Genomic DNA, 10,307 nt, shown 5'->3' with positions numbered 1-10,307 from the left:
AACGACGCGAAGGCCGCGGCGTACGCGAGGCGCTGCGCAGCGGGGTCGCCGCCCGCCCGGCGCGGGCGCTGCGGTCGGTACGCGGGGCGCGCGGCGGGCCGCCGGACCGTCTCCGGCGCGATCAGCACGCCGACGACGCCGAGCAGCAGCAGCCCGGCGAACACCGCGTAGGACAGGCGCAGCGGGGCGACCCCCGTCTGCGCGAGCGCCCCCGCGGCGAGCGCCCCGGCGCCCAGGCCGCCGATGTTCGCCACCACGGCGACGACCTGCGGCCGGTGCCCGGCGTCCCCGGGCCGGTGCGCGGCGTGCAGCTCCGCGAGGTGAGCGGTGGCCGTGGCGGTGAGCATCCCGACGCCGAGACCGCTGACGAACCGGGCGACCAGCAGCGTCGTCAGGCTCGTCCCGGACAGGAAGAGCGCGGCGGCGGCGAGCTCCAGGGCGAGCGCGGGGAGCAGCACCCGGCGCCGGCCGAGCCAGTCGGACACGTGCCCGGCCAGCACGAGGGCGAGCGCGACGCCCACGGCGTACGCCGCGAACACGACGGTGACGGTGAAGGTCGAGAACCCGTCGGCCGCCTGGTAGAGCGGGTAGAGCGGTGCGGGGACGGTCGAGAAGGCCATCGTGGCGAGGAAGGCGGCCGCGACGAGCCAGAAGCCGGCGCGGTGCCGCGCGGCGGAGGCGCGGGGCGCTCCCGCGGCGTCGGGCGCGGCCGACGCCGGGTGCGTCGGGTGGCCCGTGGTCGCGGTGGTGCGGGCGGAGCGGGGGAGCGTGGGGGTGGACATGTCGGGCGGCCGTCCTCTCGGTCGGGGTGCGCGTGCTCCGACCACGGTGCGCCCGCGCCCGCCATCGCGTCCAACACTGGTTCTGCATGGCAGCCATCGACGCCGGCGATAGCGTGGCCCCATGGAGCTCCGTCAGCTCGGCGCGTTCGTCGCCGTCGTCGAGGAGGGCACGTTCACGGCGGCCGCCGGACGGCTGCTGCTCGTGCAGTCCGCCGTGTCCGCGTCGGTGCAGGCGCTCGAGCGCGAGGTCGGTGCGCCGCTGCTCACCCGCGGGCCGCGCCGGGTCGCCCTCACCGACGCCGGTGCCGCCCTGCTCCCGCACGCCCGGGCCGCGCTCGACGCCGCCCGGGACGCCCGCGAGGCGGTCGACCTGGTGAAGGGCGGGCTCACCGGCACCGTCCGCGTCGGGACGATGCCGTCGGTCGGCCTGGTCGACGTGCCGGCGCTGCTCGGCGCGTTCCACCGGTCGCACCCCGGTGTCGCGCTGCGGCTCAGCGCCTCGACGTCGGGCTCGGCGGGCCTGGCCGCCGCGGTGGCCGACCGGCACCTCGACCTGGCGTTCGTGTCCGTCCCGGGCGGCGCCGCCCCGGGCGTGCGGCTGCTCGACCTCGCCTCGGCCCCGATGGACCTGCTCGTCCCGCCGGGGCACGACCTCGCGGAGCGGGTGGGCGGGCGCCCGGTCGACCTGGCGGAGCTCGCCGGGGTCGACTTCATCGACTCGCCGGCCGGCTACGGCAACCGGGCGGCGACGGACGCGGCGTTCGCGGCCGCTGGGCTGGAGCGGCGGGTGACCGTCGAGGTCGCCGACATCGGGACCGTCGCGGGCTACGTCCGGCACGGGCTGGGGGTGGCCGTCGTCCCCCGGTTCACGGCGGCCGCCGCTCCGGACCTGCCCGCCCTCGTGCTGGCGGCCGGGCCGCGCTGGCCGCTGGCGCTCGCGGTGCCCCGGGACCGGCGGCCGTCCGCGGCGACGGCAGCGCTCGTCCGCCACGTCCGCGAGCACGCGGCGGGCTGACGGGCCCGTCCGCCCGGCCTCGCGGCCCGGTCAGGCGGGCGGCGGGCAGCCGCAGGACTCGCGGCGGACCACCCGCACGGGCAGCCGGTGCGACTCCGGCTCCTCCGCGGGCGCGCCGGCGTGCCGGACCAGCACCTGCACCGCGAGCCGCCCCATCGCGGCCATCGGCTGCCGCACCGTCGTGAGCGAGGGCCGGGCCAGCCGCCCGGCGAGGATGCCGTCGAACCCGGTCACCACGACGCGCTCCGGCACCGGCACCCCGCGGGCGGCCAGCAGGTCGAGCACGCCGAGGGCGAGCTGGTCGCTCGCGCACACCAGCGCCCGCGGGAGCCGGTCCTCGGCGGCGAGCGCGGCCAGCACCTCGAACCGGTGCGGCTCCGCGAGGTCGGTCGGGTCGAGCGGCTCGGCGGGTTCGGGGAGGCCGGCGGCGGCGACGGCCTCGCGGAACCCGGCGAACCGCTCCGCGTAGTCGGGGGTGGTCAGCCGGCCGACGAACCCGAGGTCCCGCAGGCCGTGCCCGCCGACCAGGTGGTCGACGACGTCGCGCATCCCGGCGCGGTTGTCGACGCCGATGTGGTGCAGGCCGTCGGCGACCGGTGGCGTGCTGAACGCGACGACGGGGATGCGCCGCGCGACGTGCTCGAGCGTGCCGACGGGGGTCGGGCCGGGGAACACCGCCAGTCCGTCGACGCGGCCCGCCACCTCGGTCACGGAGGCGCCGGACCCGCTGCCGCTGCTCAGCAGCAGGGCCTGGCCGCGCTGCCAGCACTCGAGCTCGAAGCCGCGCTGCACCTCGTCCACGTACAGGGGGAAGGCGCGCGGGTCGGCGTCGGGGTCGGTGTCGTCGACCGGCATGGGCGTGGCGACCGGCAGCGCGCCGTCGGCGCCCTTCTGCGGGGCCGCGAGCATGAGGTCGAACGAGTACAGGCCGAGTGCGCCGGTGCGGCCGTGCGCGAGGCCGCGGGCGCTGGCGTTGGGCACGTAGCCCAGCTCGCTCGCGGCGACGAGCACCGCGGCGCGGGTCGAGTCGCGGACCCGCTCGGGTTGGCGGAAGGTGAACGACACGGTGGCGATCGACACCCCCGCGCGCTCGGCGACGTCGTAGACGGTCGGTCGACGCGGCACTGCACCACCTCCTCGGGGCCCCGGACGATGGTAGGGGTTCCGGCGCCCCGGACCGGTCCCCCTTGCGTGGTTCATTCTATGCGCTTAACATCTCTCATCATCTAAGCGCATAGAAGCGCGAGGCGCCTGCCGACCACCAAGCGCCCGGCCGTTCGAGGAGGAACGAACCATGATCCGTCCCGCTGCGCGTGTCGCCGTCGTGACCGCGCTCGCCCTGACCGCACTCACCGCGTGCGGCCGCTCCGACGACACCGGCGGCGGCGCCACCGACGCCGCGACCCTGTCCGAGGGCGCCGCCTCGGGCGAGCTGACCGTGTGGGCGATGGGTGCCGAGGGCGAGGCCCTGCCCGACTTCGTGCAGGAGTTCACCGACGCCAACCCGGACGTCGACATCGAGGTCGTGCCGATCCCGTGGGACGCCGCGCGCGACAAGTTCCAGACCGCGATCGCCGCCGGCACCACCCCGGACGTCGCGATGATGGGCACCACCTGGATGGCCGAGTTCGGCGACGCGTTCGCCCCGGTCCCGGACGCCATCGACACCAGCGGCATCTTCGAGGGCTCCCTCGGCACCGCCGAGCTGGACGGCACCGCGATCGGCGTGCCGTGGTACGTCGACACACGCGTCCTCTACTACCGGACCGACCTCGCCGAGCAGGCCGGCTGGACCGAGGCGCCGGCCACGCAGGAGGACCTCAAGCAGATGGCCGCCGACATGCAGGCCAAGGCGGGGGCCGACTACGGCATCCGGCTGCAGTCCGCGGGCAACGACTCGTTCCAGGGCTCGCTGTGGGCCCCGTGGTCCAACGGCGCGAGCCTGATGAACGACGACCAGACCGAGTGGACGCTCGACTCCCCGGAGATGGTCGAGGCCTACGAGTACTACGCGTCGTTCTTCTCCGACGGCGTCGCCAACGCCTCCGCCGACCGCAGCGCGGGCGCCCAGGAGGCGGAGTTCGTCGCCGGCACCACGCCGATGCTCATCGACGGGCCGTTCATGATGGGCCAGCTCGCCACGCTCGGCGGCGAGGGCTTCGAGGACAAGTACGCCACCGCGCGCATCCCGGCCGGCGACTCGTCGACCTCGTTCGCGGGCGGCTCGAACCTGGTCGTCTTCCAGGACTCCGACAACGCCGACGCCGCGTGGAAGCTCGTCGACTGGCTGACCCAGCCCGACGTGCAGGTGAAGTGGTACGACGTGACCGGCGACCTGCCGTCGCAGCAGTCCGCGTGGGACGACCCGTCGCTCGCCGACGACCAGAAGCTGGCCGTGTTCGGCGAGCAGCTCGAGGACACCCAGGCCCCGCCGGTGAACACCGCGTGGGTGCAGGTCGGTGCGGCCGCCGACTCGGTGCTCGAGCGGATGACCGTCAGCGGCGAGGCGCCCGAGGAGGCCCTCGCGGAGCTGCAGCAGCAGGCGACGTCGATCGGCGTGGGCTGACCGCCATGACCACCACAGCCGCACCCCGCCCGGCCGGGACCCGTGGTCCCGGCCGGGCGGCGGCCCCCGCGTCCCGCGGGCCGGCCGCCGCACGCCGCCGGCGCCAGGGGATGGTCGCGTGGATGTTCGCGCTGCCGTTCGTCCTGGTGTTCGGGTTCTTCATGCTCGTGCCGCTGGTGTCGTCGTTCGCGATGTCCTTCACCGACTTCACCTCGCGCGACGTCCGGACGCCCTTCGCGGTGAACTTCGTCGGCCTGGACCAGTACGTCGCCCTGTTCGGCGACGCGCGGTTCCTGAAGTCGCTGACGGTCACGGGCACGTTCGTGGTCGTCGGCATCCCGCTGACGATGGTCGTGGCGCTCGCGCTCGCCGTCGCGCTGAACTCGGGGATCAGCCGGTTCCGCTCGGCGTTCCGGGTCGGGTTCTACGCACCCGTCGTGACCAGCATCGTCGCGGTGTCGGTGGTGTGGCGGTACATCCTGCAGCCCGACGGCCTGCTCAACACGGCCCTCGGCTGGGTCGGGATCGAGGGGCCGAACTGGCTGAGCTCGACCACCTGGGCGCTGCCGTCGCTGATCCTCATGGCCGTCTGGCGGAACGTCGGCACCCTCATGGTGATCTTCCTGGCCGGCCTGCAGTCGGTGCCCGCCGAGGTCCAGGAGGCCGCCGTCATGGACGGGGCGTCCCCGTGGCGCCGGTTCCGCAGCGTGACGCTGCCGCTGCTCCGCCCGACGCTGCTGCTCGGCGCCGTGCTCATCTCGGTCGGCTACCTGCAGTTCTTCGAGGAGGCCTTCGTGATGACGCAGGGCGGCCCGCTCGACTCCACGCTGTCGACCGCGTTCTACACGTTCGAGCAGTTCGGGTTCGGCAAGTACGGGTTCGCCTCCGCGGCGTCCTACGTGCTGTTCCTGGCCATCGCGCTCCTGAGCCTGCTGCAGTTCCGGCTGCTGCGGTCGGCCGACTGACACGGCTGAGGGGAAGAGAAGATGTCCACGATCACCCCGCCGTCGCCGCACCCCGCCGTCGAGCGGCTCGCGCAGCCGGCCCGGGCGCGCCGCCGCCGGCTGCCGACCGGCCGCGTGCTCACCTACACCGTCCTCGTCGCCGGCGTGCTGCTCTGGCTGCTGCCGTTCGTCTGGATGGTGCTCGGCTCGGTCAAGACGCAGCGCGAGATCCTCACCAAGCCGCCGACGATCTGGCCGCAGGACCCGACGTTCGACAACTTCGGGCGCTGGTTCACGGACCTGAACTTCGGGCAGTTCTTCACCAACTCGGTGATCGTCGCCGTCGTGACGGTGCTCGGGAACCTGCTGTTCTGCTCGATGGTCGGCTACGCGCTGGCCAAGATGGACTTCCCGGGCAAGAAGGCGCTGTTCGCGCTCGTCATGATCATGCTGATGGTCCCGGGCGTCGTCACGTTCGTGCCGCTGTTCGTCCAGGTCACGTCCCTCGGGCTGCTCAACACCTACCCGGCGCTGATCCTGCCGTTCCTCACCCAGCCGCTCGGGGTGTTCCTCATGCGGCAGTTCATGCTCGGCATCCCCGAGCCGCTGATGGAGGCCGCCCGCATCGACGGCGCCGGGGAGCTGCGCATCTTCGCGCGGGTCGTCATGCCGCTGTGCGGGCCGCCGCTGGCCACGCTCGGCATCCTCACGTTCCTCGGCTCGTGGAACAACTTCCTGTGGCCGCTCGTCGCCGCGCAGAGCCAGGACATGTACACGCTGCCCGTCGCGCTGTCCCTGTACTCCACGGGCCAGCAGGCGACCGACTACGGCCTGCTGCTGGCCGGCGCGGTGCTGGTCATCACGCCGATCCTGCTGCTGTTCGTCGCGCTGCAGCGGTACTTCGTCCAGGGCATCGCGACCGTCGGCCTCAAGTGACCCCGGGCGCGCCGGGCACGACCGGGCGCGCCCCTCGAACCACCCGCACCACCGGAAGGACCCGCATGTCCGTCAGCCGTCAGTTCCCCGAGGGCTTCCTCTGGGGCGCCTCCACCGCCGCGCACCAGGTCGAGGGGAACAACGTCAACTCCGACTGGTGGGTGCGCGAGCACACGCCGGGCACCGACCTGGCCGAGCCGTCCGGTGACGCCGCCGACTCCTACCACCGGTACCCCGAGGACATCGCGCTGCTCGCGTCGCTGGGCTTCAACTCGTACCGGTTCAGCATCGAGTGGGCGCGCATCGAGCCGGAGCAGGGCTTCGTGTCCAAGGCGCAGCTCGCGCACTACCGCCGCATGGTCGACACCTGCCGCGAGCACGGCCTCACCCCGTCGGTGACGCTGCACCACTTCACGCACCCGCGCTGGTTCGCGAGGCTCGGCGGCTGGCGGAACCCGGACGCCCCGGCGCTGTTCGAGCGGTTCACCGAGATCGCGCTGCCCGTGCTCGGCGACGACGTCGAGTGGGTGTGCACCATCAACGAGCCCAACATGGTCGCGATGACCCGCGGCGAGGAGGGCACGGAGATGACGGCCTCCCGGCTGCCCGCACCGGACCCGCAGATCACCGACGCGCTCATCGAGGCGCACCGCCGGTCGCGGTCCGTGCTGGCGCAGCTGCCGCAGGTCCGGTCGGGCTGGTCGGTGGCGACGCAGGCGTACCACGCGGCGCCCGGGGCCGAGGAGGCCACGAAGGCCTACGGCTACCCGCGGGAGGACATCTTCCTCGACGCCGCGAAGGGCGACGACTGGATCGGCGTGCAGGGCTACCTGCGCACCTTCATCGACCCGCAGGGCAACCCGCTGCCGGTCCCCGAGGGCGCCGAGACCACGCTGACCGGCTGGGAGTACTTCCCGCCCGCGATCGGCATCGGCATCCGGAACGCCTGGGAGCGCACCGGCGGCGTCCCGGTCGTGGTGACCGAGAACGGCATCGCCACCCAGGACGACCCGCGCCGCATCGACTACACGCACGACGCGCTGGTCGGCGTGCACGAGGCGATGGCGGACGGGATCGACGTGCGCGGGTACCTGCACTGGTCGGCGCTCGACAACTACGAGTGGGGCTCCTACGCGCCGACGTTCGGCCTCATCGGCTGGGACCGGGACACGTTCGAGCGCACCCCGAAGCCGAGCGCGCACTGGCTCGGCGAGGTGGCCCGCACGGGCACCCTCGCGCACCCGACGCGCTGACGCGCGACCTCGAGCGCCGGGACAGGACGTCCCCGCCGAGACAGGCCCGCCGGGGGTCCTGTCCCGGCGCGGCGGTCCTGTCCCGGCGGGCGTGCGAGGTCGCGAGGCGTCCGATCAGCGGGCGGCGGCGGGCTCGCGGGCGCGGCAGGTCAGCCCTTCGGCGCCGCCAGGCCCTGCTGGATCAGGTCCATCACGGACGAGTCGGCCAGGGTCGTCGCGTCGCCGACCTGCCGGTGCTCGGCGACGTCCCGCAGCAGGCGGCGCATGATCTTGCCGGACCGGGTCTTCGGCAGCTCCGGCACCACGAGGATCGTGCGCGGCTTCGCGATGGGGCCGATCTGCTGCGCCACGTGCGCACGCAGCTCGGTCGCCGTGTCCTCGGGGGACTGCTCGGCGGCGCCGCCCCGCAGGATGACGAACGCGACCACGGCCTGCCCGGTGGTGTCGTCGTGCGCCCCGACGACGGCGGCCTCCGCGACCGACGGGTGCGACACCAGCGCGGACTCGATCTCGGTGGTCGACAGCCGGTGCCCGGACACGTTCATCACGTCGTCGACCCGGCCGAGCAGCCAGATGTCGCCGTCCTCGTCCTTCTTGGCCCCGTCGCCGGCGAAGTAGATGCCGGGGAACCGGGCCCAGTACGTGTCCCGGAACCGCTGCTCGTCGCCCCAGATCCCGCGGAGCATGGCCGGCCACGGCTCGGTGAGCACCAGGTAGCCGCCCGAGCCGTTCGGGACCGGGTGCGCGTCGTCGTCGATGACGTCGGCGGCGATCCCCGGCAGCGGGGTCTGCGCCGAGCCGGGCTTGGCGACGGTGACCCCCGGCAGCGGGCTGATCATGATCGCGCCGGTCTCGGTCTGCCACCAGGTGTCCACGACGGGCGTGCGGTCGCCGCCGATGACCCGGCGGTACCAGGTCCAGGCCTCGGGGTTGATGGGCTCCCCGACCGACCCCAGCACCCGCAGGCTCGACAGGTCGAACCGGCCCGGGACGTCGTCGCCCCACTTCATGCAGGTCCGGATGGCCGTGGGCGCGGTGTACAGGATCGACACCCCGTACTTCTGCACGATCTCCCACCACCGGCCGCGGTGCGGGGTGTCCGGGGTGCCCTCGTAGATCACCTGGGTCGCGCCGTTGATCAGCGGGCCGTAGACGACGTACGTGTGGCCGGTGACCCAGCCGACGTCGGCCGTGCACCAGTAGACGTCCGTCTCGGGCTTCAGGTCGAACACGTTGAGGTGGGTCCACGCCGCCTGCGTCAGGTAGCCGCCGGTGGTGTGGAAGATGCCCTTCGGCTTCCCGGTGGTGCCCGAGGTGTAGAGGATGAACAGCGGGTGCTCCGCCTCGACGGCGACGGGCTCGTGGGTGTCGGACGCGCTGTCGACGGCGTCGTGCCACCACACGTCGCGGCCGTCGGTCCAGGGCACCTCCTGGCCGGTCCGCCGGACCACCAGCACGGTGCGGACGACGTCGCCGCTGCCCTTGGCGAGCGCCTCGTCGACCGTCGGCTTCAGGGCGCTCGGGGCGCCGCGCCGGTAGCCGCCGTCGGCGGTGATGACGACCCGGGCGTCCGCGTCGAGGATCCGCGTGTGCAGCGCCTCGGCCGAGAACCCGCCGAACACCACCGAGTGCGGGGCGCCGATCCGGGCGCACGCCAGCATGGCGATGACGGCCTCCGGGATCAGCGGCAGGTAGATGGCGACGCGGTCGCCGGTCTGCACCCCGAGCGCGGTGAGCGCGTTCGCGGCGCGGGACACCTCGCGCTGCAGGTCGGCGTAGGTGAGCGTGCGGGTGTCGCCGGGTTCGCCCTCGAAGTGCAGCGCGACCCGGTCCCCGTGGCCCGCCGCGACGTGCCGGTCGACCGCGTTGTACGCGGCGTTGAGCCGGCCGTCGCCGAACCAGCGCGCCCGCGGGGCCCCGGACCAGTCGAGCACCTCGTGGAACGGCTCGGCCCAGTCGAGGAGCGACCGCGCCTGCTCCGCCCAGAACTCGAGCCGCGCGGCGTTGGCCCAGGCGTACAGCTCCGCGTGGGCGTTCGCCTGCGCGGCGAACGCCGGGTCCGGGGGGAACCGCCGGTCCTCGGTGAGCAGGTTCTCCAGCCCCGGGGCGGGGGCGTCGGGGCCCGGGCCGTCGGGCGGGGGCGTGCCCCCGTCGGGAGCGGCCTGCGGGGCGGAGCTGTCGAGGGCCACGTGTACCTCCAGCGCAACGACGTCGGTGCGAGCTGGCGCGGCCCGGATGCCGCGTCTCTCGGCACTCTAGTAGGACTTTCGTCCCTGGCGAGTGCGTTGTCGCTGGCGCCGGGGGCGCCGGGCGTCAGGTCCGGGGCGCCGGGCGTCAGACCCGGGGGAGCCAGCGGCGGCGCGCCGCGGCCAGCACCAGACCGGCGACGAGCAGCAGCGCCCCCACGACGAACACCGTGCCGGACGTCGCCGTCACCGTCGCGCGGACCACCGAGTACTCGGTTCCGTCGGTGGCGACCCACCGGACGACGTCCACGTGCGTCGTCGCGGGCACGTAGAGCAGCACCACCCCGAGGACCGAGGCGACGGCACCCGCGGTGATCGGGACGGCGGGCGTCCACAGGCCGAGGCCGAGCACGACCGCCAGCACCAGGACGCCCGCGGTCACGAGCACCACGCCGAGCGCGTCGTACGAGGCGTCCCAGCCGGGCGCCTGCGCCGCCAGCACGCGGGACTGGCCGAACAGCACCGTCCACACGCCGAGCGCGCCGACGACCAGGCCGACCAGGGCGCCGAGGACGTGCCGGAGCCCGCCGCCGCCGGGACGGTGGGCGGGCTCGGCGGCGGCGTC

At 74.2% G+C, this 10,307-nt stretch carries 9 protein-coding genes; 5 read left to right on the top strand and 4 right to left on the bottom strand.

The window, feature by feature from the left end; translation table 11 throughout:
• Positions 1–782, bottom strand: a 782-nt coding sequence (locus tag FA014_RS14770; RefSeq protein ID WP_154730415.1) for an MFS transporter, incomplete at its 3' end; no start/stop codon positions are given.
• Between the two features lie 121 nt (positions 783–903).
• On the opposite strand from FA014_RS14770, the gene FA014_RS14765 reads away from it, so the two are divergent.
• A complete protein-coding gene (locus FA014_RS14765; protein WP_154730414.1) occupies positions 904–1,797 on the top strand; it encodes a LysR family transcriptional regulator in 894 nt (297 codons plus the stop codon).
• Between the two features lie 30 nt (positions 1,798–1,827).
• Here the strand turns inward: FA014_RS14765 and FA014_RS14760 are convergent, their stop codons facing one another.
• The gene (locus tag FA014_RS14760) at positions 1,828–2,922 is read right to left on the bottom strand and encodes a LacI family DNA-binding transcriptional regulator (protein ID WP_230323194.1); all 1,095 of its coding nucleotides are present in this window, start codon (positions 2,920–2,922) and stop codon (positions 1,828–1,830) included.
• A 169-nt stretch (positions 2,923–3,091) separates the two neighbouring features.
• Between FA014_RS14760 and FA014_RS14755 the strand changes: the two genes are divergently transcribed.
• The 4 genes from FA014_RS14755 (at position 3,092) to FA014_RS14740 (ending at position 7,496) form a co-directional block, all read left to right on the top strand.
• Positions 3,092–4,363, top strand: a complete 1,272-nt coding sequence (locus tag FA014_RS14755) for an extracellular solute-binding protein (protein WP_154730412.1) — start codon at positions 3,092–3,094, stop codon at positions 4,361–4,363.
• Positions 4,364–4,368: 5 nt separating this feature from the next.
• Positions 4,369–5,328: a carbohydrate ABC transporter permease gene (locus FA014_RS14750; protein ID WP_154730411.1), complete on the top strand. Its 960-nt coding sequence runs from the start codon at positions 4,369–4,371 to the stop codon at positions 5,326–5,328.
• A gap of 21 nt (positions 5,329–5,349) precedes the next feature.
• Complete coding sequence (locus FA014_RS14745; protein ID WP_154730410.1) at positions 5,350–6,243, top strand: carbohydrate ABC transporter permease; 894 nt, start codon at positions 5,350–5,352, stop codon at positions 6,241–6,243.
• 65 nt (positions 6,244–6,308) lie between these two features.
• Positions 6,309–7,496: a glycoside hydrolase family 1 protein gene (locus FA014_RS14740; RefSeq protein WP_154730409.1), complete on the top strand. Its 1,188-nt coding sequence runs from the start codon at positions 6,309–6,311 to the stop codon at positions 7,494–7,496.
• A 149-nt stretch (positions 7,497–7,645) separates the two neighbouring features.
• On the opposite strand, the gene acs is transcribed toward FA014_RS14740, so the two are convergent.
• Positions 7,646–9,595: an acetate--CoA ligase gene (acs, locus tag FA014_RS14735; RefSeq protein WP_154730416.1), complete on the bottom strand. Its 1,950-nt coding sequence runs from the start codon at positions 9,593–9,595 to the stop codon at positions 7,646–7,648.
• 235 nt (positions 9,596–9,830) lie between these two features.
• Positions 9,831–10,307, bottom strand: a 477-nt coding sequence (locus tag FA014_RS20095) for a hypothetical protein (RefSeq protein WP_230323193.1), incomplete at its 5' end; no start/stop codon positions are given.

This window comes from Cellulomonas hominis (assembly GCF_005239125.1).
GTDB classification, from domain to species: domain Bacteria; phylum Actinomycetota; class Actinomycetes; order Actinomycetales; family Cellulomonadaceae; genus Cellulomonas; species Cellulomonas hominis_A.
The sequence above is the reverse complement of the archived record's forward strand: the minus strand, read 5'-3'. Positions and strand labels throughout refer to the sequence as shown.

Bases quoted from the DNA above. Each gene is read 5' to 3' on its own strand.
- FA014_RS14765 (WP_154730414.1), top strand. From the start codon at position 904: ATGGAGCTCCGTCAGCTCGGCGCGTTCGTCGCCGTCGTCGAGGAGGGC.
- FA014_RS14755 (WP_154730412.1), top strand. From the start codon at position 3,092: ATGATCCGTCCCGCTGCGCGTGTCGCCGTCGTGACCGCGCTCGCCCTG.
- FA014_RS14750 (WP_154730411.1), top strand. From the start codon at position 4,369: ATGACCACCACAGCCGCACCCCGCCCGGCCGGGACCCGTGGTCCCGGC.
- FA014_RS14745 (WP_154730410.1), top strand. From the start codon at position 5,350: ATGTCCACGATCACCCCGCCGTCGCCGCACCCCGCCGTCGAGCGGCTC.
- FA014_RS14740 (WP_154730409.1), top strand. From the start codon at position 6,309: ATGTCCGTCAGCCGTCAGTTCCCCGAGGGCTTCCTCTGGGGCGCCTCC.